The following is a 21,661-nucleotide window of genomic DNA, read 5'->3' on the forward strand; positions in this document are numbered from 1 at the left end:
GTGCATCTCCCAAGGCTTGAAATGCGTTTTTCTTGCCGTTGTTAGCATAACCTCGGGTGCAATAGCTCATTCTACGGACAGGGGGTGATTTGCATGCCGAATCATAAAGCAAGAAAAACCGAAAACCAGCAGAACAAATCAAGCATTCTTGAGGAGAGCAAGACCCTCAAACCGAAAAAGGCTGCAGACTATGTTCCAAGCCTGAATGAAATATCCAAGAATGAATCATAAGTTTTCGTAGTGGTTGAGCATGATCTGGTTGTCATTATGCCGGACACGGGTCCGTTGGATTTATGATCTCGGCCGTGTCCTAATAATGGCATTCATAGATGGCTTGGTCATGGCTAAGATTATTTAGCCGGCATTGTCTTCATTAGCCTGCGGTTTTATAATAGCGGTAGAACGTAAAGCGAATGGCTGATTGGGCAAGATCGATCAGTTGGAATGGGGGTGCGTGAACCAACGTGAGACCTGCACTGATCGTTTGGTTTATTTTTATCAATGCGGTAGCCTATCTGGTCATGTCCGAGGATAAGCGGCGTGCCCGGTTGGGACGGGATCGCGTTCCGGAGAGAACGCTGTTTCTGCTGGCTGCCATTGGCGGGGCCTTGGGTGTATGGATTGCCATGTACCGCAAACGTCATAAAACGAGGCATTTATCATTTAAACTGGGAGTGCCGCTGTTGTTAGTCGTGAATGTCGCGCTATACACGTACTTCTGGGGATAAGTCTGTTTAATCTGAACTACATAGGAACATCGCAGCAAGTCAGCAAGCTCGTTTCATATCGGTATGAAGTTGTTTAATAATAAGTAGTAGGTCTTTTCATTATAGAAAGAGGTGGCCTGTATGCTTTTTACTAAAATTCTTCTAGCTTACGACGGCTCCAAAGCAGCGAACAAAGCGCTCGGACGTGCGGTTGAACTTGCCAAAGTAACGCCGGGAGCTACGCTGGATGTCATTCATGCTTACGATTTTCCGCGTTTCTTCGTTGGGGAAGGGCTTGCCCCGATTCCAGCTTCACTAAATAAAGATGTCTACGATCTTGCCGTGCAGACGACAGAAGAAATCCGCGAGCGGATTGAGAAGTCAGGCGTCACCGGGCAGGTGGAGATGATCCAGGGTCCTCCGGCTGAAGTCATTCTGGAGTACGCGAATCAGAATGGCAGTGATCTTATTGTCATCGGCAGCCGGGGTCTTGGCGGCATCCGCGAGTTTGTACTAGGCAGTGTCAGCCATAACGTGGTGCAGCATGCAAAAATTCCGGTACTGGTCGTAAAATAAAGTTTGTTGGGATAGTGGGACGCTGAGGCGTCCCTTTTTTTAAGAGATGAGAAATGATAAACGTCAGAGGCTCCCCATTCTTATCTCGCAAGATAAACTTCCGCTAAAAACGGTCTGCCTTAGAGAAAGTACGTCGATCGACGTTTTTCTTTTAGCAGCGGTCCGTTAGGAGGGTAGGTGCTTTAAAGTTAGAGGAGGTTTATATGGAAATTATTCTTCTTATGGTCTTGGTTGTTCTGGCCGGTCTTATGGTCTCCAGCCGAATGACGGCAATGGAGAAGCGAATGAAACAGCAGCAGAACACGTTAAATCAAATTGCAAACCAACTAGGAATACCCGAGCCGCCGGTTCATGCTCAAGTCAGACAGCTGCTGACGGATGGACAGGATATTAAAGCGATTAAAATCGTAAGGGAAGAATTAGGATTATCTTTGGTTGAAGCCAAGCAATATGTAGATGCAATCAAGTATGGCGAGCAGTAGACTATGCTTTTTTCAGAGAACAGGGCGTGATGGAAAAGGCAGGTTTCTTTCGGTTATAGATGAGGTGTTGCATTCTCCAGGGTAAGTTCCCAGCATCCGCCGCGGTATTCGATCTTGAACAGCCCGGTGTTCGCCGCCGGGAAGAACGGATTCTTATTGCTCCAAGCCATATCCTTAATGAGATGATAAATGATATTGATAACTCCCCCGTGAGTGACGACCAATACGTTCTCATGATCGTTAACCGCAAGCTGATCCTGGCATAAACTCGTGAAGGTTTCCTTAATCCGCATAAAATTCTCTTGGGGGCTTTCACCGCCAGGGTATTTTTCGTCCATCCGTAAGCTTGAAAAATATAATCCTGGATACCTCTCCTCTGCTAAAGAGTGAGGTATTCCAGCGAGCAGACCGTTATTCATCTCCCTCCAATCCTCAAAAGCTTGGAATGGGAGGCCAAGCTTATCGGCAATGATGGCGGCAGTCTGATCGGCTCTCTGCAAATCGCTGCATACGATTCGATGGATATTAAAATCATGACGATGTTGATCTAAGTACTTCCCCAGCTTCTCCGCTTGCCTGATTCCTTCCTCTATGAGTCCCCGCTGGCTCCAACCTCCGCGGTACCCTTCTTCATCTTGACCATGCCTTACGAGATAGATAGCCATGGGTTCCTCCTAAGAATAGATTCTGTTTGCGGCATTCAAATATAAATGTCGGGTTAGATGTTTTGTCGTATTTAATATTAGTGACGGTTGTTAAGAATTCGACATTCGCTTTTATCTTCCTTGTAAGTAACCACAATGAAAGAGCAGAATATGCCTTATTTTATTCTGCGATAATACTTTTCCCTTACCCTCTATGCAGCAGCAAAAAATCTCGTTGAATATTCTCTAGCGGAGCGGACGAATCGTGGATGGAGAAGCGCAAGCTTTCGCCTTTAAACGCGGGAAACAACCCTATATGGTTCAATCCAGTTTCCCGTGTTTAACAGCGATCGGAATCACGATGCGTCAGCGCAGCGCGGACTATGCTCCTCATGTACTGCTCACGGCCTTTCATGTCCGACCGTTGCCCACACCTTTTATAAAGCCCGCAAACTTCAGGAAGTTTTTGCTGCTGCATGCTTACTCCCTAGATACGAACATTATTTTTTGTGTAAATCCGATTGTTCGTGTTTAGGTTGACATTAGGTGTCAGAAATTGATAAACTGAGGATGTTAAGGTTCAAAATAACTTATGAAGCGTGATTGATGAAATTTAATATTTCTCGTATAAAGCCGGGGATATGGCCCGGAAGTCTCTACCCGGAAACCGTAAATTTTCGGACTACGAGGGAATACAAACGGTGCGGCTACGACGGGGCTTGGTTTCAGGGTTGCCTCTTTGGCGGCGGATGCGCAAGACTCTTCTGCTTGACGCAGGCAGCAGCGTTCGTAATCCTTGTATGTCCGAGACCTGCACAGACTTTGTGTTTACGGGATCGGACTTTTTTTTCAGCAGTTAACCATACGATTGTCGAATTTCGAAGAAAGCGGGGGTAACTCATGACAGCACAAGTAGGAGTCATTATGGGAAGCCAATCAGATTGGGATACGATGTCCCATGCATGCCAGGTGCTAGACGAGCTTGAAATTCCTTATGAGAAAAAAGTCGTATCCGCTCACCGGACACCGGACCTGATGTTCCGTTATGCCGAGGAAGCGGAAGGCCGCGGGCTTCGCGTCATTATCGCCGGAGCCGGCGGAGCCGCTCACTTGCCCGGAATGGTCGCTTCGAAGACGGTATTGCCGGTCATTGGCGTTCCGGTTAAATCGAAAGCGCTGAAGGGGCTGGACTCATTGCTGTCGATCGTGCAGATGCCAGGGGGCATTCCGGTAGCAACCGTAGCGATCGGCAAGGCGGGAGCCACGAACGCCGGATTGCTCGCAGCCCAGATTTTGGGCACTTCGGATGCCGGGATTCGGGAAAGAGTGCAAGCTCGCCGTGACCGTATCCGGGATGAAGTGCTGGAAAGCAGCGATAACCTATGATGAAGAACGGAGCACAGCAGACGAAGGTCTCTGGCAAAAAGCTACTGCCTGGTTCCGTCATTGGCGTACTTGGCGGCGGCCAGCTCGGACGAATGATCGCGCTGGACGGAATCCGGATGGGATATTCGTTTGTCACCCTCGATCCGACGCCGAACTCCCCGCTTGGCCAGATGGCCGAGCAGGTTACAGCTCGTTATGACGATGTGGAGGCTGCCCGGCAGCTCGCGGCGAAAGCCGATGTCATTACGTACGAATTTGAAAATGTCGATGCAGGCGTGGCCCAGCTTCTGGAGGAGCAGTCTTATGTTCCGCAAGGAAGCAAGCTGCTGTACACCACACAGCATCGCTTGCGCGAGAAGGCCGCGATCGAAGCGGCCGGTGTACCGGTTGCGCCGTATCGTGAAATAACAAGCTTGGAAGATTTACGGTCTGCCGCCTCTGAACTTGGACTTCCGTGCGTGCTTAAGACCGCCATGGGAGGTTATGATGGTAAAGGGCAAGCCGTTCTCCGCAGCGAAGACGAGCTGGAATCAGCCTACAAAGAGCTGGCCGCCAGCGGGACAGAGCTGGTATTGGAGAAGTTTGTAAAGTTCGCGTGCGAGATCTCCGTGATCGCGGCGCGTACGCCCAGCGGCATCGTGAAGAGCTTCCCTCCGGCAGAGAATGTGCATGTCAACAATATTTTGCACTTGTCGATTGTACCTGCTCGTGTGACGAGCGAAGTAAAGCGCAAAGCATGTCAGCTCGCAGAACGCGTGGCTGAAGGCTTGGGAGCCGTTGGCCTGCTGGCTGTCGAGATGTTTGTGACCGAGGACGGGGAGCTGTTCGTGAACGAGCTTGCCCCTCGTCCGCATAACTCGGGTCACTATACGATGGAAGCATGCTCAACCTCCCAATTCGAGCAGCATGTGAGAGCGATATGCGATCTGCCGCTCGGGGACACAACGCTGCTGAGCCCGGTCGTCATGGTGAACCTCCTGGGGCAGCATCTGGAGGAAGCAGTACGGCGTTTTGGAGAGCACGACGCGCTTGCAGAATCTCTCGGCGTTGTGCCTAAGCTTCATCTATACGGCAAGAGCGAATCGAAGGTCAACCGCAAGATGGGACATATCAACCTCTTGTGCGGGGATGTCGATGCAGCGCTCGAATGGGTAGAGAAAATGAATATTTGGAGGCAGGATTAAACGATGATTGAACGTTACAGCAGACCGGAAATGCGGGCGATTTGGACCGAGGAGAACAAATTCAGAGCATGGCTGGAAGTGGAATTGTGCGCATGCGAAGCATGGGCGGATCTCGGCGTCATTCCGAAGGAAGATACCGTTAAGCTTCGCCAGAATGCGACCTTTAATATGGATCGGATCTATGAAATCGAACAGGAAACCCGCCATGATGTCATCGCTTTTACCCGGGCGGTATCGGAAAGCCTTGGCGAGGAGCGCAAATGGGTCCACTACGGCTTGACTTCGACGGATGTGGTGGACACCGCGATGGGATATTTGCTCAAGCAAGCCAACGATATTTTGGAGCAGGACATCCTGCGCTTTATCGGTATTTTGAAAGAGAAGGCACTGGCCTACAAGCATACCCCAATGATGGGCAGAACGCATGGCGTACATGCAGAGCCGACAACCTTCGGTTTGAAAATGGCGCTGTGGCATGAAGAAATGATCCGCAACCTGGAGCGTTTCCGCCACGCGGCTGACGGCGTGCAGTACGGCAAAATCTCGGGTGCTGTCGGCACGTACGCCAATATTGATCCTTCGGTAGAAGAATTCGTCTGCCGCAAGCTTGGCACGAAACCGGCGCCGATCTCGACCCAGACGCTGCAGCGTGACCGGCATGCGGAATACATGGCAACCCTTGCGCTCATCGCTACTTCGCTTGAGAAGTTCGCTACCGAAGTCCGCGCGCTCCAGAAGAGTGAGGTTCGCGAGGTGGAAGAGGCATTCGCCAAAGGACAAAAGGGTTCCTCCGCGATGCCGCATAAACGGAATCCGATCGGTTCGGAGAACATCTCGGGCCTTGCGCGCGTCATTCGCGGTCACATGGTTTCCGCTTACGAGAACGTGTCGCTCTGGCATGAGCGGGATATTTCCCACTCCTCGGTAGAACGTATTATCCTGCCGGACGCTACGATGCTGCTGAACTATATGCTGAACCGCTTTGGCAATATCGTGAAGAACCTGACGGTCTTCCCGGAGAACATGAAGCGCAACATGGCTCGCACATACGGCGTTCCTTTCTCTGGCCGCATCCTGACGAAGCTGATCGACAAGGGCTTCAGCCGCGAGCAAGCGTACGACACCGTTCAGCCCCGCGCCATGCAGGCATGGGAAGAGCAGCGTCAATTCCGCGAGATTGTGGAATCCACGCCTGAGATCACCGAGGTGCTCAGCGCCGAGGAGATCGAAGATGCCTTTAATCCAAGCTGGCATCTGAAGCATGTGGATACGATTTTTGCCAAGCTGGGACTGGAGTAGTTAAGAAATTTGAATTAGGGCCTGAAGGCTCTATGAACTTGAGAATCACTACAACGGAGAAGGCGGAATTGTTTTGTAGAAGCGTCAGCGGTCTCCTGAAAGCTTTCCGTAGGAAAGCTAGCATCGAAAGCATATGCTGCCCCCGGATTTCAATCTTTGAATCATATTTTCAAGGAAATCTGGGGGCAACAGGGATCGGAAAAACAATCCGCATTCGTAGTGATGAATAAGCTGAAGACTTTTAACATGATACTGAGCATTCTATTTTTCATCCGATAGAAATACAGGGAGCGACAGTCTCAAGCCGAGCCATACGTCGTCCCAAGGGGAGGAACACATGACATTACCGGCATTATCGACCGCCACGCATCTGGTCAACGTACCGCTGCTGTACAAGGGCAAGGTTCGTGAACTATACGACCTGGGCGAGCATGTACTCATTGTAGTAACCGACCGCATTTCCGCTTTTGACTATGTGCTGGAGCCGCCTGTACCAGCCAAAGGAACCGTTCTGAACAAGCTGAGCGCCTTCTGGTTTGAACAAACGGAACAGCTTATCAGCAATCATGTCGTGCATACGGACGTGAACCTCCTGGGCGATGCCGTCAAGGACAAGGACCTGTTGGATGGGCGAATCATGGTGTGCCGCAAGGCCGAGCGCATCGATATCGAATGCGTGGTTCGCGGATACATTACCGGTGGGGGCTGGAGGCAGTATCAGTCCTCGGGAGAGGTCAACGGCATTAAACTGCCGGAGGGCCTGCGCAAGAATGAGGCATTTCCGGAGCCGATCTTCACGCCGGCTGCCAAGAACGATGTCGGTCATGACGAGGACATTTCGCTCTCCCGCATGAAGGAGCTTGTCGGCGAGGAGCTGGCGCTGCAGCTGCAGGACAAAAGCCTGATGCTGTACAAGTTTGCCCGCGATTACTGCAGCGAGCACGGCATTATTTTGGCCGACTGCAAGTTTGAGTTCGGATTGATCGATGGAGAGATCATTTTGATCGATGAGATTTTCACGCCGGATTCCTCCCGTTTCTGGGATGAGAAGAATTATGCGCTCGACATTGAGATTGACAGTATGGATAAGGAGCCTGTGCGCACGTATCTCGCTTCGTCCGATTGGGATAAGAACAGTGAGCCGGATCCCCTGCCGCCAGCCGTGGTGGAGGAGACGACGCGCCGCTACACCGATATTTACAGCCGAATCACGGGTGCAAGCCTGTAAGCTTTTATAAACCATTTCATTCATATATACCGAGGAGGAACAGGATACAATGTTGAAAGCAAAGGTCTACGTCACGATTAAGCAGAGCGTATTGGACCCTCAAGGGGTAGCGGTGCAGGGTGCGCTTCATTCGATTGGGTACAAGGAAGTGGAAAGTCTGCGGATCGGTAAATATATGGAACTTGAGCTGGGTACGGACAACCGTGAGGAAGCCGAGCTGCGAGTGAAAGAAATGTGCGAGAAGCTTCTGGCGAATACGGTGGTTGAGAACTACCGTTATGAATTGGAGGGCTAAACCAATGAGATTTGCAGTGCTGGTCTTTCCTGGCTCCAATTGTGATATTGACTGTTATAAGGCGGTAGAAGAGACGATCGGTCAGCCGGTGGATTATGTATGGCATACGGCAACGGATCTTTCCCCATACGACTGCATTTTGGTTCCGGGCGGATTCTCCTATGGAGATTATCTCCGGTGTGGTGCGATTTCCCGATTCGCCCCGGTTATGAGCGAAGTGGCGAAAGCGGCAGAAGAGGGCAAGTATATTCTTGGCATCTGCAACGGATTTCAGATTTTGACGGAGGCCGGACTCCTTCCGGGAGCTCTGCGCCGCAACGATTCGATGAAATTCCGCTGCCATGACACGGTGCTCAAAGTGAACAATAATACAACGCCGTTTACCCGCGACTATGCGGAGGGACAAGAGATTGTCATTCCGATCGCGCATGGCGAAGGCAACTATTACTGTGACGAAGAAACGCTTCAAAAGCTCCGGGACAACCGGCAAATCGTATTTACGTATCAGAACAATCCGAACGGCTCGATCGAGGATATCGCGGGCATCTGCAACGAGCGGGGCAACGTGATCGGCATGATGCCGCATCCGGAGCGCGCGGTGAGCAGCCTGCTCGGCTCGGATGACGGTAAAGCAATGTTTACATCCATATTACAGGCATGGAGGGATACTCATGGCGCAGCAAAAGTCCGTTAAGGAACCGACGGCAGAACAGATCGCAGAGCATCAGATTTACAAGCAGATGGGAGTTTCGGACAGCGAGTACGAGCTGATCTGTTCCTTCATGGGACGCAAGCCGAATTATACGGAAATCGGCGTATTCAGTGTCATGTGGTCCGAGCATTGCGCCTACAAAAATTCCAAGCCGCTGCTTCGTCGTTTCCCGACAAGCGGCCCGCGCGTCCTGATGGGACCGGGCGAGGGTGCGGGGATCGTCGATATCGGCGACAACCAGGCAGTTGTATTCAAAATCGAAAGTCACAACCATCCGTCCGCTGTAGAGCCTTATCAAGGCGCAGCCACGGGCGTTGGCGGCATTATCCGCGATATTTTTTCCATGGGGGCAAGACCGGTAGCGATTCTCAACTCGCTTCGCTTCGGCAAGCTGGAGAGCGATCGCGTTAAATATTTGTTCGAGCACGTGGTGTCCGGCATTGCCGGTTACGGCAACTGCATCGGGATCCCGACGGTAGGCGGCGAGGTGGTATTCGACGAAAGCTATGAGGGCAATCCGCTGGTCAATGCAATGTGCGTCGGCGTTATCGACCATGATAAAATTCAGCGCGGCGTTGCAAAAGGGGTAGGCAATCCGGTCTTTTATGTCGGGCCTCCAACTGGCCGAGATGGCATTCATGGGGCGACCTTCGCTTCCGTAGAGCTGACGGAGGAATCCGAAGCGAACCGTACGGCCGTTCAGGTCGGCGATCCGTTCATGGAGAAACTCGTGATGGAATCCTGCCTTGAGCTGATTGATTCCGGCATCGTGCTGGGCATTCAGGATATGGGCGCGGCTGGTTTGACATGCTCCAGTGCGGAAATGGCAAGTAAAGCAGGCAATGGTCTTGAGCTGTACCTGGACCAAGTGCCTCAGCGCGAAGAGGGCATGACGCCTTATGAAATGATGCTGTCGGAGTCCCAGGAACGGATGTTGTTCGTGGTTGAGCCGAAGCATGAAGCCCAAGCACGAGAAATCTTTGAACGCTGGGGTGTCATATGCGCCAAAGTCGGCAAAGTGACGGATGATGGTCGCCTGAAGCTGATCCACCACGGTGAGGTCGTAGGCGACATGCCGGTTAAAGCGCTCGTCGACGAATGCCCGATCTATAACAAACCATCCCAAGAACCGGCTTATTACCAAGAGCAGGCTGCGGTGGATACGCTCCGTTATGAAGAAGTGAAGGATTTGGGCGGTGCCCTTAAGAAGGTGCTCGGTTCGCCGAGTCTTGCAAGCAAAGCATGGGTATACAACCAATATGATTATATGGTTCGCACCAGCACGGCCGTTCGTCCGGGTTCGGATGCTGCCGTCGTAACGGTGCATGGAACGCGCAAAGCGCTCGCGATGACAACGGACTGTAACGGACGTTACGTCTATCTCGACCCTGAGCTTGGCGGCAGAATCGCGGTCAGCGAAGCAGCGCGCAACATCGTGTGCTCCGGTGCAGAGCCGCTGGCGATTACGGATAACCTGAACTTCGGAAGCCCGGAGAAGCCGGAAATTTTCTGGCAGATGGAAAAAGCCGTGGACGGCATGGCGGAAGCTTGTCGTGTGCTTGAAACTCCGGTTATCGGCGGAAACGTCAGCCTCTACAACGAGAATGCCAAAGGCGCGATTTATCCGACGCCGGTTGTCGGCATGGTTGGCCTGATCCATGATACGGATCATATTACAACGCAGGGCTTCAAGGCGGAAGGCGATGCCATCTATGTGCTGGGCGATACCCGTGACGAACTGGGAGGCAGCGAGTTCCAAGCGATGATTCACGGGGTGTCGGAAGGCAGACCGCCGGAGCTCAACCTGGATACCGAGAAGAAATTGCTCGGCGGCGTACTGAAGGCTATCCAATCCGGTCTGGTACAATCCGCGCATGACGTGTCGGAGGGCGGACTTGCAGCCGCACTGGCAGAGAGCTGCATCAGCGGCAACGTTGGGGCGAGCGTGCAGTGGTCAACCGATCTGCGCAGCGACGTAGCGCTCTTTAGCGAGAGCCAATCCCGGATCGTGCTTTCCGTGTCTCCTGATCATAAGAACGCGCTGGAGAAGCTCCTGCAAGAAGCGGGCGTTCCATTTACCGCGCTTGGCGTAGTCGGCGGAAACAAGCTTAGCATTAACATTAACGGTGCTTCTGCGCTGGAAGAATCCGTGGAGGCTTTGAAATCCGTCTGGGAGGATGCCATTCCATGTCTCATGAACTGATACCCGAAGGACTGTGGACAGGGGATTACTACAATGAGGGAACAGGTCAGAGCGATATTTTCGATACATTAAAAGAAGAGTGCGGCGTATTCGGGGTGTTTGGGCATTCCGATGCCGCCTCCCTTTCCTATTACGGGCTTCACGCCCTCCAGCACCGCGGCGAGGAAAGCGCAGGAATCTGCGTGGCCGATGGCGAGAATTTCAATTATCACCGCGGTATGGGGCTGGTAAAAGAAGTATTTGATAAAGATAAGCTGGAATCGCTGCAGGGCAGCATGTCGATCGGGCATGTCCGGTATTCGACCAGCGGGGACAGCAGGCTGACAAATGCGCAGCCGCTCGTCTTTAAATATCGCGAGGGCAATCTGGCGATCGCAACGAACGGCAACATCGTGAACGAGCCGAAGCTTCGGCGCGAGCTGGAGATGGCGGGCTCCATTTTCCAGACGACCAGCGATACGGAGGTCATTGCGCATTTGATCGCACGTTCGCCGAAGGATTTTGTCGAGGCTGCCAAGGATGCCTTACAGCGCCTGGTGGGCGGCTTTGCGTTTCTGCTCATGACCAATGACAAGCTGCTCGTCGCCTCGGACCCGAACGGACTCCGTCCGCTCACGATGGGGCGCCTGGGCGATGCGTATATCTTCACCTCCGAGACCTGTGCGCTTGAAGTCATCGGGGCGGAGGCGATCCGCGATGTCGCTCCCGGGGAACTGCTGATCCTCGATCGGAACGGGCTTCGGGAAGAGCGTTATACGGAAGCGGGACGCAAAGCGCTGTGCGCGATGGAATATATTTATTTCTCCCGTCCGGACAGCGATCTGAACGGCTCCAACCTGCATTCGGCCCGCAAACGGATGGGCAGCAAGATGGCCCTGGAATCGTTCGTGGATGCGGATGTCGTTACGGGCGTACCGGATTCCAGCATCTCGGCCGCGATCGGTTATGCCGAGCAAACGGGCATTCCTTACGAGCTGGGATTAATCAAGAATAAATATACGGGCCGGACGTTCATTCAGCCGAGCCAGGAGCTGCGCGAGCAGGGCGTGAAGATGAAGCTGAGCGCGGTACGGCGCGTCGTCGAAGGCAAACGGGTGGTCATGATCGATGACTCGATCGTACGGGGAACCACGTCCCGCCGGATCGTTAATTTGCTTCGCGAAGCGGGCGCGACCGAAGTGCATGTGCGGATTACGTCGCCGCCGTTCAAGAACCCTTGCTTCTACGGCATCGACACGCCGGACCGCAGGGAGCTGATCGCCTCCGAGAAAAGCGTCGAGGAAATCTGCCGGGAAATCAACGCGGATTCCTTATCGTTCCTGAGCCCGGAGGGCCTCATATCCGCTATTGGCGGTTATGATGAGCAGAGCCCTAAAGGCGGGTTGTGCATGGCATGCTTTGATAATGATTACCCGACGCAGATTGATTTTAACGGGGAAGAGAAGATGGGCTGCAGCTGCTGATTCTGCAGTGGACAGCCATTTTTTCTAGGTTTTATCCTTTAAGTGCGTGTTCAAAAAGGTCGGTTTTCAGCACCGAGAAGGTTGGATGAAGAAAGGGACTGAGGAGCGGAGCGTACGTCTGGTACGTGAGCACCAGAAGGCCTGGCTGAATTCAAGATTCGATGCTGAGTGGCTTCCTGATTCACTTCGTGTTAGATATAGAATTTATTCGTTATCAGCAGAGCTGATGAAATTCTATATCGCAAGAAAACCTACCTTTGAATCGCGGTCGCTCATCCTTGATTGGCCTCGATTGGTTTTCTTATCAAAAGAGAGCTTTTTGAACAACCTCTTTAAGCTGATTATTGATTAAGCCCATAAATGATATATGAATGGATACTTTCGTCATAACGAAAAAGGAGTGTTGTGCGCGTGTCGGATACTTACAAACAAGCAGGCGTGGATATCGCTGCAGGCAACGAAGCGGTAGAGCGGATGAAAAAGCATGTCAAAACGACTTTCAGACCGGAAGTCATGACCGACCTCGGGGGTTTTGGCGCACTGTTTAAGCTGAATAAAGACCAATATGAAGAGCCGGTACTCGTCTCAGGCACGGATGGCGTCGGCACAAAGCTGAAGCTCGCATTTGCGATGGACCAACACGATACCATCGGCATCGATGCGGTAGCGATGTGCGTCAACGATATTGTGGTGCAAGGCGCAGAACCGCTCTTTTTTCTCGACTATTTAGCGTGTGACAAGGTCATTCCATCCAAAATCGAATCCATTGTCAAAGGGATCGCAGACGGATGCAACCAAGCAGGCTGTTCCCTGATCGGCGGAGAGACGGCGGAAATGCCGGGTATGTACAGCGAAGGCGAGTATGACATCGCGGGCTTTACCGTAGGGATTGTCGACAAAAGCAAAATGATCAACGGGTCGAATATCGCGGCAGGGGACACGGTGATTGGTCTAGCATCCAGCGGCGTGCACAGTAATGGCTTCTCGCTTGTCCGCAAGCTGCTTCTGGAGGACGCCGGCTACTCCCTTCAGCAAGAGCTTCCGGAACTGGGCGGACGTCTTGGTGACGTGCTGCTCGCACCGACCAAAATTTATGTGAAGCCGCTGCTCGGACTGTTGAAAGAGATCGAAGTAAAGGGCATGGCGCATATTACGGGCGGCGGATTCATCGAGAATATTCCGCGTATGCTGCCGGATGGCGTCAATGTCGACATCGAATACGGTGCTTGGCCGATCCTGCCGATCTTTAAGCTGATGCAGGAAAAAGGCAGCATTTCGAACAAGGATATGTTTACGACATTTAATATGGGAATCGGCATGGTGCTTGTCGTCAAGGAACAGGATGCAGACGGGGCGCTTCAATACCTCCGTTCCGCAGGCGAAGAGGCTTATGTGATCGGCCGCGTGACCGAAGGCGAGCGCATCGTAACCTTCACGGGAGCTGAGGTTTAATGAGATCGTTTCGGATTGCGGTTTTCGCTTCCGGCAGGGGCAGCAACTTTCAGGCTTTGGCAGACGCGCAGCAAAGGGGAGCTTTGGGCGGCGAGATCAGCATTCTGGTATGCGACAAGCCGCAGGCTCCCGTCGTAGAGCTGGCTAAAGCGGCGAATGTGGATGTATTCGCGTTTCAGCCGAAGGAATATGCCTCGAAGGAAGATTACGAACGGGAGATTGCGGCGGAGCTTCAGCAGCGCGGTGTCGAATTGATTGTTCTTGCAGGATATATGCGGCTGCTGAGCCCTTCCTTTGTCGAGTTCTATAGCGGCCGGATTATCAACATTCATCCTTCGCTATTGCCTGCTTTTCCAGGTAAAGACGCGATTGGCCAAGCGCTGGACTATGGGGTGAAGATGACCGGTGTCACGGTTCATTTCGTGGATGGTGGCATGGATACCGGACCCGTTATTGCTCAGAAGGCGGTAGAGATCAAGGAAGGCGATACGGCGGAAGTGCTGGCACAGCGTATTCACACGGTGGAGCAGAAGTTATACTCTGAAGTCGTTTCCTGGTTCGCTCAGGGCCGGATTTCGTTGAACGGGCGGAATGTGACGATTGCGTAAATTGCTTTTGTAATAAAAGCGGACAAGGTCTTACAGTGAATCGACATGTTCGATATTTCTCGGGAAATAATTTGCAATTATGGATCTTCGACAGCATCTACGGAATCAAGACAGGCTTACTTAGTTGATTTTCATTCAAAATAGGGGGTATGAACGTGGGTATCAAAAGAGCTTTGGTCAGCGTTTCGGATAAAACCGGCATCGTGGAATTTTGCCGCGAGTTGTCTTCATTGGGTGTAGAGATCATTTCGACAGGGGGAACCAAGAACCTCCTCGCCAAAGAAGGAGTTCCTGTCATCGGTATTTCCGATGTGACCGGATTTCCGGAGATTCTGGACGGACGCGTCAAAACCCTTCATCCAGCTGTGCACAGCGGCTTGCTTGCCATTCGCGACAGTGAAGAGCATCAGCGTCAGATGCAGGAGCTGGGCCTCGATTACATCGATATGGTCGTGGTGAACCTGTACCCATTCCAGGAAACGATCGCGAAGCCGGATGTCGAGTATGAAGATGCAATCGAAAATATCGACATTGGCGGTCCAACAATGCTGCGTTCGGCTGCGAAAAACCATGCTTTTGTGAGCGTGGTTGTCGATGCTGCGGATTATGGCAGCGTGATTGAGGAGATCCGGGGCGGCGGCGACACGACCTTGGAAACCCGTAAACGTCTTGCAGCCAAGGTATTCCGTCATACGGCGGCCTACGATACGTTGATTTCCGACTATTTGTCGAATGTGACAGGGAATCCGCTTCCTGAGCGCTTTAGCGTAACCTACGAGAAAATTCAGGACCTTCGTTACGGTGAGAATCCGCATCAAAAGGCGGCATTTTACCGTAAACCGCTGGCACCAGCGGGTACCTTGACGACAGCGGAGCAGCTGCACGGCAAAGAGCTCTCTTACAACAATATCAATGACGCGAATGCGGCATTGCAGATCGTGAAGGAGTTTGACGAGCCGACCGTGGTGGCGGTGAAGCATATGAACCCTTGCGGCGTCGGCATCGGGACGAATGTGTTGGAAGCTTATCAAAAAGCTTACAATGCGGATCCGACATCCATCTTCGGCGGCATCGTGGCGGCGAACCGGACGATTGACGCGCCGACGGCAGATCTGCTGAAGGATATCTTCCTTGAAATTATCCTGGCACCTGACTTCACGCCTGAGGCGCTGGAGATTCTGACGAAGAAGAAGAACATCCGTCTTCTGAAGATGGGCGAGTTCGGCTCGGCCAAGGAGCGCCAAAGCACGCTTGCCGTGACAACCATCGAGGGCGGCATGATTGTACAAGAAAGCGATGTGCATTCCCTGGATGTCGCAGACCTGCAAGTTGCAACGGATCGTAAACCTACGGAAGCCGAGCTGAAGCAGCTCCTCTTCGGCTGGAAGGTAGTCAAGCACGTGAAGTCGAACGCAATCGTATTGGCAGCGGACGACATGACCGTTGGCGTTGGCGCAGGGCAGATGAACCGTGTCGGTTCCGCGCGCATTGCGGTGGAGCAGGCGGGGGAGAAAGCCAAAGGCGCCGTTCTCGCTTCCGATGCGTTCTTCCCGATGGGAGATACCGTGGAGCTTGCGGCGAAAGCCGGCATTACGGCCATCATTCAACCGGGCGGCTCCATTAAGGATGAGGAATCCATCAAGGCAGCCAACGAATACGGGATCGCCATGGTCTTTACCGGCGTGAGACATTTCAAGCACTAATTCATGCGTTTAAAAAGGGGGCTTCGCTGCAGCCTTCAGGCTGCAGCTGAAGGATCACCTTTCATTCAGCAGCATATAGAGGCGACGCCGCTCTTTCGAGCGCGCCGCCTTTAAGTTTAAGGGGGCAAGAAGGTGAAGGCGACCTCACGCTTCGCCCTGTAAATCATTCATGTTATGAAATTTTATCGGTGAATTTGAAATGAAGCGGGAGGGAAAACCATGGATATTTTGGTTATCGGAGGCGGCGGAAGAGAGCATGCCATCGTATGGGCATTGGCGAAGAGCCCGAAAGCGGATAAGATTTACTGCGCACCCGGCAACGCCGGCATCGGACAGCTGGCCGAGTGCGTGCCGATTGCGGTATCAGAGTTTGATAAGCTGGCGGTATTCGCCGTGGAGAAGCAAGTGGGACTCATCGTCGTCGGTCCGGATGATCCGCTGGCTGACGGCATTGTGGATGCATTTGACGCTACAGGCATCCCGGTATTCGGTCCGCGTAAAAATGCAGCCGAAATCGAGGGCAGCAAAACCTTTATGAAGGATTTGCTCCATAAATACGATATTCCGACGGCAGCTTACGCGAAGTTCGACGATTACGAGGAGGCGCTTGCTTACTTGCGCCAGCAAGGTGCGCCGATCGTCGTGAAAGCAGACGGGCTCGCAGCCGGCAAGGGCGTTACCGTTGCACGGACGATCGAGGAAGCCGAGCAGGCCCTCAGCGATATTATGCAATCGAAGGTGTTTGGCGATGCCGGAAGCCGGGTGGTCATCGAGGAGTTCCTGGAAGGCCAGGAAATGTCGATTTTGGCCTTTGTGGATGGTGAAACCGTGAAGCCGATGTCGGCGGCACAGGATCATAAACCGGCTTATGATGGAGATCAGGGACCGAATACGGGAGGAATGGGAACTTATTCGCCATTGCCTCATATTCAGTCATCCATCATTGAAGAGGCGATTGAGACGATCATCAAGCCTACGGCCAAAGCGATGGTAGCCGAAGGGCGTCCGTTCCGGGGCGTTCTGTTTGCCGGATTGATGATCACGCCGGACGGCAAACCGAAGACGATCGAATTCAACGCCAGATTCGGCGATCCGGAAACGCAGGTCGTATTGCCGCGTCTGAAGACCGATCTGCTTGACGTTTTCCTTGCAGCCGTAAATGGAAATCTGGCTGATCTTGAGCTGGAGTGGAGTAACGAAGCAGCTGTATGCGTCATTCTGGCTTCCGGCGGTTATCCTGCATCGTATCCGAAAGGAATTGCGATCACTGGGCTGGACAACGAGCAGGACGGGACGATTGTATTTCATGCGGGCACTTCTCGCGATGCCGATGGAACGTGGAGAACGAATGGGGGACGTGTCCTGGGCGTTGTCGGTTTAGGGGCTGATATTGCTTCAGCACGTGCGAAAGCCTATGAACGGGCAGAAGCGATTGCATTTGAAGGGAAGTTTAACCGGACGGATATTGCGCTCAAGGCGCTGCAATAAGCAAGCTTCATTCGCTAACATCCATGCAAAAAAATGGAGGGACTGCCGCCGATCTGTATTCAAAGATCATGAGCGGTAGTCCTTTCTTGCTGTTATCGGAAATGCATAAAGGGAGTAAAGCTAAGATTTAAGTTCGCCTCCTGGTAGGTCGGGCTTAATCATTTCTAATTCACATTATTGTGCAAACGTTTGTTCAACAAGCAACCATTTATTATGCATTCTTGTCTCAAATAACGTGTGAAATGACTGAATTGCACAGCATATGCACAACTATTTTTATGATAACTTACGAAATAGAGTGAATAGTGAAGGTAATAAGAGATTATATGCTTAAAACGGCTAAAAATGATCTGTGCAAACGTTTTTACATTCGATATTAAATGTTGTATGATGTTTTCAGTGAATGAAGCGCTTTCTCAACGGGATTTTTCCAAAGTATCTCGTCAGATGCTACATAGAAAAAGAGACGCTGAAAATTTTCTGAAATCGTTTGCGCAGATTTCCAACATTTTCTGATCATTTATTGAGAGGGGTAATCATGGAATGAAGATGAAGAAACTACTTACGCTAGCTGCAACCTTCACGTTGGCGTTCTCCATTACAGCGTGCGGAGGAAATTCACCTGCTCCTGCTGCTGAGGCACCTGCTGAGAATCCACCGGCCCAGGAGACGCCGGCCGAAAATACAGAAGCACCAGAACTTAAGCCAGAAGAAGGCGCTAAATTGATCGTATGGGAAAGTAGAGACGAAAGAGCCTACACGGATGCGGTTGCAAAAGAATTTACCGAGAAATACGGCGTTGAAGTAACCATCGAAGAATTGTCTCCAACCGACCAAGTTACCAAGCTTCAACAAGACGGACCATCTGGATTGGGTGCTGACGTTGTACTGTTCCCTCACGATAACCTGGGTAAAGCCGTAGCTACAAACCTGGTTCTGCCAAATGATTACTTCGAAGAAAAAACGAAGAGCAGCAACACGGAAGCCGCTATCCAAGGCGTAAGCTATGACGGCGTTCTGTACGGATACCCGCGCGCTGCTGAAACATACCTGATGTACTACAACAAAGACCTGGTAAAAGAAGTTCCAACAACGATGGAAGAAGTTATTGAATTCAGCAAAACCTTCACTGACAAATCCAAGAACAAATATGGATTTATGTTCGAAACAGGTAACCTGTACTTCGCATATCCATTCCTTGCTTCCAATGGCGGCTACATCTTTGGTAACGGCGGCGCAGATGTCAACGATATCGGCCTCAACAATGAAGGCGCAGTCAAGAGTATGGAAGTTTACGCAAGCCTGAAAGAAATCCTTCCGGTTAAATCCGGCGACATTACGCCTGATATCAAGCGCGGACTGTTCACATCCGGCGATCTGGCTATGGACATTAACGGACCTTGGGAGCTTGGCGGATACAAAGAAGCGCTTGGCGACAAGCTTGGCGTTGCTCCAATCCCAACGATCGGCGGCCAGCCTGCTGTATCGTTCTCCGGTATCAAAGCTTGGTACGTAAGCTCGTTCACGAAATACCCGCAAGCTGCTCGTTTGTTTGCTGACTTTGCAACAAGCAAGGAAGCGCAATTGAAACTGAGCGCATTGGTTGGATCGGTTCCAACCAACAACGAAGCTCAAGAAGACGATCAAATCAAGAATGACGAGTATGTATCGGCATTCACAGAGCAATTCAAATCTTCCCAACCGATGCCATCCGTTCCTGAAATGGCTAACGTATGGTCTCCTGTAGGCGCTGCGCTGGCTGAGATCTGGGATAACAACAAAGACGTGAAAGAAACGCTTGATAAAGCTGTAAATCAAGTGAAAGATCTCAACAGTGGTGGAGCTGGCGAGTAATTACGTTCTTATATAATGCGAGATAGATGAAGAAGTTCACCCGCCGAACAACCGGCGGGTGATTCCTCGATTATATGGAGAGGAGAATGGAGGGAGCATGCGTCAACATCGTACGACAGCAGCCGTATTATCAGCCATCTGTATGGGTCTGGGTCAGCTTTACAACCGGCAATGGATCAAAGGCGTTCTTTTACTTATCGTAGGTATATTCAGTCTGTATTACTTCATCAACAACCTGGGTGATGCCATCTGGGGAATGACAACTTTGGGGGAACAGGGAAGCCATTTAGAGAAAGTCAACGGATTAACCCAAATGGTAGCAGGTGACCATTCCATCAATCTGCTGATTGAAGGACTTATCACCATGATTATGTTTGCGCTTTTTCTTATTGGGTATTATGCCAATATCAAAAACGCATATAACGCTGGAAAACTAAGGGAACAGGGTGTGAAACCCAACAATTTCAGACAGACCCTTTACTATATTTTTGAATGGAAATTTGCGCAATCTTTCCTGACACTGCCGGCCATCGGTATTTTGTTTTTTACGGTTATGCCGATTATCTTCATGGTCATGCTGGCGTTTACGAACTATTCCGCACCAAACAATCTGCCGCCGGCGAATCTGGTTGACTGGGTCGGTTTCAAAACCTTCACCAATCTCGTCGCATTGAAATCGTGGAGCCACACCTTCTTCGGCGTCCTGACCTGGACGATCATCTGGGCTGTGTTGGCCACGGTAACGACGTATTTTGGCGGTGTGCTCGTTGCATTGCTTATTCAACAAAAAGGAATTCGTTTCAAAGGCGTATGGCGTGTCATTCTGATCATTCCATATGCGATTCCGCAGCTGATTTCTTTGCTCGTGATGCGTAATATGTTTAACGGACAATTCGGACCGATCAACCAGTATTTAAGATATTTCGGTTTGGAAGGACTGCCATGGCTGACCGATCCGGTCTGGGCCAAAGTGACCGTTATTATCGTCAATATGTGGGTAGGTATTCCGGTATCCATGCTACTTGTCATGAGTGTCCTGACTACAATACCGAAGGATCTTTATGAAGCGGCCGATGTGGATGGGGCGACCGGATACCAGAAATTCAAAATTATCACCCTGCCGATGATTTTGTTCTCGACGGCACCGGTACTGATTACGCAATTTGCCGGTAACATTAATAACTTTAACTTGATTTTCCTCCTGACGAACGGTAACCCGGTTGTGGGTGACTATCAATATGCGGGGGCGACGGACCTGCTGGTAACCTGGCTCTATAAACTGACCCTTGATCAGCAGCGCTACAGCATGGCATCGGCCATCGGTATCATCATCTTCATGATTATTGCGACCTTCTCGATTTACAATTATCGCAGAACCAGATCCTTTAAAGAGGAGGATATGATCCAATAATGGGAATTAAAATGAGAAATGCGATTCGCCTGACGGCAAGTTACATTACGCTTGTCATCATCGCGATCGGTTGTATTTACCCGGCGCTCTGGATTATTCTGGCCTCTTTCCGTCCCGGAAAGTCGTTGTACAGCAAATCCTTGATTCCAGAATCTTTTACGCTCAGTCATTATAAAGAATTGTTTACGTCCCAAAGCTTTCTGTTTGGCACGTGGTACATGAATACGTTGAAAATTGCGATATTCTCCATGATTATCGGGACCATTCTTGTCCTGCTTACAAGCTATGCGGTATCCCGGTTCCGGTTTAAAGGCCGGCAGAATGCGCTATCGGTCATTCTCGTGCTGGGGATGTTCCCGGGCTTCATGAGTATGATCGCCCTGTATATCTTGCTGAACTCCCTGGATCTGCTGAACACGCATGCGGCGATGATTATCGTGTATGCGGCTGGGGCACCGCTAGGCGGAACCCTGATCATGAAGGGCTTCCTGGATACGATACCGCGAAGCTTGGATGAAGCGGCGAAGATCGACGGAGCCACCAACTTCCAGATTTTCCGCAAAATCATTCTGCCGTTGTCGAAGCCGATGATCACGTATATGGGCTTGACCCTGTTCGTTGGTCCGTGGGTAGACTTTATCTTTGCCAGACTCGTGCTCCGGACAAAAGAAAACTGGACGCTCGCCGTCGGTTTGTGGGATCTCGTCAACTCGACTCAGGACAGTAACTTTACGCTGTTCGCTGCCGCATCGGTACTGATCGCACTGCCGATCACCCTGCTGTTTGTGTTCCTGCAGCGTTTGCTGGTCGATGGCATGACGGCTGGTGCAAGCAAAGGGTAAGGTACGGATAGCTAATCGTATGGATTCATCATTAGACAGATAGATAGAGAGAACATCGAAGAGACACAGCCGGTAACCGCTAGCTGTGTCTTTTTGCATTTAAACATCGATGCAGGGGGACATC

Annotated in this window: 21 protein-coding genes and 1 riboswitch; of the genes, 20 read left to right on the forward strand and 1 reads right to left on the reverse strand. The window is 51.4% G+C overall.

The window, feature by feature from the left end; translation table 11 throughout:
• Positions 1 to 93 precede the first annotated feature (93 nt).
• The 4 genes from OHJ21_RS24860 to OHJ21_RS24875 all read left to right on the forward strand — a co-directional run bounded on the left by OHJ21_RS24860 (position 94) and on the right by OHJ21_RS24875 (position 1,765).
• On the forward strand, positions 94 to 231 hold the full coding sequence (locus tag OHJ21_RS24860; RefSeq protein ID WP_012819087.1) for a hypothetical protein: 138 nt from the start codon (positions 94 to 96) through the stop codon (positions 229 to 231).
• 233 nt (positions 232 to 464) lie between these two features.
• Positions 465 to 728 (forward strand): DUF1294 domain-containing protein, encoded by a 264-nt coding sequence (locus OHJ21_RS24865; protein WP_100540290.1) that lies wholly within the window; start codon positions 465 to 467, stop codon positions 726 to 728.
• Between the two features lie 120 nt (positions 729 to 848).
• Positions 849 to 1,283 carry a universal stress protein gene (locus OHJ21_RS24870; RefSeq protein ID WP_326097959.1) on the forward strand — a complete coding sequence of 145 codons (435 nt, stop codon included), beginning with the start codon at positions 849 to 851 and terminating at the stop codon, positions 1,281 to 1,283.
• A gap of 203 nt (positions 1,284 to 1,486) precedes the next feature.
• Positions 1,487 to 1,765, forward strand: a complete 279-nt coding sequence (locus OHJ21_RS24875; protein ID WP_326116261.1) for a hypothetical protein — start codon at positions 1,487 to 1,489, stop codon at positions 1,763 to 1,765.
• 53 nt (positions 1,766 to 1,818) lie between these two features.
• On the opposite strand, the gene OHJ21_RS24880 is transcribed toward OHJ21_RS24875, so the two are convergent.
• Positions 1,819 to 2,430: a histidine phosphatase family protein gene (locus OHJ21_RS24880; RefSeq protein WP_486021426.1), complete on the reverse strand. Its 612-nt coding sequence runs from the start codon at positions 2,428 to 2,430 to the stop codon at positions 1,819 to 1,821.
• A gap of 582 nt (positions 2,431 to 3,012) precedes the next feature.
• Positions 3,013 to 3,114, forward strand: a riboswitch (purine riboswitch).
• A gap of 195 nt (positions 3,115 to 3,309) precedes the next feature.
• On the opposite strand from OHJ21_RS24880, the gene purE reads away from it, so the two are divergent.
• The 16 genes from purE (at position 3,310) to OHJ21_RS24960 (ending at position 21,537) form a co-directional block, all read left to right on the forward strand.
• Positions 3,310 to 3,795, forward strand: a complete 486-nt coding sequence (gene purE / locus OHJ21_RS24885) for a 5-(carboxyamino)imidazole ribonucleotide mutase (RefSeq protein WP_009592351.1) — start codon at positions 3,310 to 3,312, stop codon at positions 3,793 to 3,795.
• The gene (gene purK, locus OHJ21_RS24890; RefSeq protein ID WP_326116259.1) at positions 3,792 to 4,979 is read left to right on the forward strand and encodes a 5-(carboxyamino)imidazole ribonucleotide synthase; all 1,188 of its coding nucleotides are present in this window, start codon (positions 3,792 to 3,794) and stop codon (positions 4,977 to 4,979) included. Before purE ends, purK begins: the two co-directional genes overlap by 4 nt.
• Positions 4,980 to 4,982: 3 nt before the next feature.
• A complete protein-coding gene (gene purB, locus OHJ21_RS24895) occupies positions 4,983 to 6,278 on the forward strand; it encodes an adenylosuccinate lyase (protein ID WP_100540295.1) in 1,296 nt (431 codons plus the stop codon).
• Between the two features lie 337 nt (positions 6,279 to 6,615).
• On the forward strand, positions 6,616 to 7,506 hold the full coding sequence (locus OHJ21_RS24900) for a phosphoribosylaminoimidazolesuccinocarboxamide synthase (RefSeq protein ID WP_486021427.1): 891 nt from the start codon (positions 6,616 to 6,618) through the stop codon (positions 7,504 to 7,506).
• Positions 7,507 to 7,555: 49 nt separating this feature from the next.
• Positions 7,556 to 7,801, forward strand: a complete 246-nt coding sequence (gene purS / locus OHJ21_RS24905) for a phosphoribosylformylglycinamidine synthase subunit PurS (protein ID WP_012819094.1) — start codon at positions 7,556 to 7,558, stop codon at positions 7,799 to 7,801.
• Positions 7,802 to 7,805: 4 nt separating this feature from the next.
• Positions 7,806 to 8,495 carry a phosphoribosylformylglycinamidine synthase subunit PurQ gene (gene purQ / locus OHJ21_RS24910; protein WP_486021428.1) on the forward strand — a complete coding sequence of 230 codons (690 nt, stop codon included), beginning with the start codon at positions 7,806 to 7,808 and terminating at the stop codon, positions 8,493 to 8,495.
• Positions 8,473 to 10,716: a phosphoribosylformylglycinamidine synthase subunit PurL gene (purL, locus tag OHJ21_RS24915; protein ID WP_486021429.1), complete on the forward strand. Its 2,244-nt coding sequence runs from the start codon at positions 8,473 to 8,475 to the stop codon at positions 10,714 to 10,716. The genes purQ and purL overlap by 23 nt, the downstream gene beginning before the upstream one ends.
• Positions 10,701 to 12,179, forward strand: a complete 1,479-nt coding sequence (gene purF, locus OHJ21_RS24920) for an amidophosphoribosyltransferase (RefSeq protein ID WP_100540299.1) — start codon at positions 10,701 to 10,703, stop codon at positions 12,177 to 12,179. Before purL ends, purF begins: the two co-directional genes overlap by 16 nt.
• Positions 12,180 to 12,225: 46 nt before the next feature.
• Complete coding sequence (locus OHJ21_RS24925; RefSeq protein WP_394059040.1) at positions 12,226 to 12,531, forward strand: hypothetical protein; 306 nt, start codon at positions 12,226 to 12,228, stop codon at positions 12,529 to 12,531.
• A 59-nt stretch (positions 12,532 to 12,590) separates the two neighbouring features.
• On the forward strand, positions 12,591 to 13,631 hold the full coding sequence (purM, locus tag OHJ21_RS24930; RefSeq protein WP_127590032.1) for a phosphoribosylformylglycinamidine cyclo-ligase: 1,041 nt from the start codon (positions 12,591 to 12,593) through the stop codon (positions 13,629 to 13,631).
• A complete protein-coding gene (gene purN, locus OHJ21_RS24935) occupies positions 13,631 to 14,239 on the forward strand; it encodes a phosphoribosylglycinamide formyltransferase (RefSeq protein ID WP_486021430.1) in 609 nt (202 codons plus the stop codon). Before purM ends, purN begins: the two co-directional genes overlap by 1 nt.
• A 155-nt stretch (positions 14,240 to 14,394) precedes the next feature.
• Positions 14,395 to 15,942: a bifunctional phosphoribosylaminoimidazolecarboxamide formyltransferase/IMP cyclohydrolase gene (purH, locus tag OHJ21_RS24940; protein ID WP_127590030.1), complete on the forward strand. Its 1,548-nt coding sequence runs from the start codon at positions 14,395 to 14,397 to the stop codon at positions 15,940 to 15,942.
• A 219-nt stretch (positions 15,943 to 16,161) separates the two neighbouring features.
• Positions 16,162 to 17,430 (forward strand): phosphoribosylamine--glycine ligase, encoded by a 1,269-nt coding sequence (gene purD, locus OHJ21_RS24945; RefSeq protein WP_394059035.1) that lies wholly within the window; start codon positions 16,162 to 16,164, stop codon positions 17,428 to 17,430.
• Positions 17,431 to 17,973: 543 nt separating this feature from the next.
• On the forward strand, positions 17,974 to 19,284 hold the full coding sequence (locus tag OHJ21_RS24950; RefSeq protein WP_100540304.1) for a sugar ABC transporter substrate-binding protein: 1,311 nt from the start codon (positions 17,974 to 17,976) through the stop codon (positions 19,282 to 19,284).
• A gap of 97 nt (positions 19,285 to 19,381) precedes the next feature.
• A complete protein-coding gene (locus tag OHJ21_RS24955; protein WP_100540305.1) occupies positions 19,382 to 20,695 on the forward strand; it encodes a sugar ABC transporter permease in 1,314 nt (437 codons plus the stop codon).
• Positions 20,695 to 21,537: a sugar ABC transporter permease gene (locus OHJ21_RS24960; RefSeq protein ID WP_076325595.1), complete on the forward strand. Its 843-nt coding sequence runs from the start codon at positions 20,695 to 20,697 to the stop codon at positions 21,535 to 21,537. The genes OHJ21_RS24955 and OHJ21_RS24960 overlap by 1 nt, the downstream gene beginning before the upstream one ends.
• Positions 21,538 to 21,661: the final 124 nt, after the last annotated feature.

The organism is Virgibacillus sp. LDC1 (genome assembly GCF_025792345.1).
In the GTDB taxonomy this organism is placed as follows: domain Bacteria; phylum Bacillota; class Bacilli; order Paenibacillales; family Paenibacillaceae; genus Paenibacillus_AQ; species Paenibacillus_AQ lautus.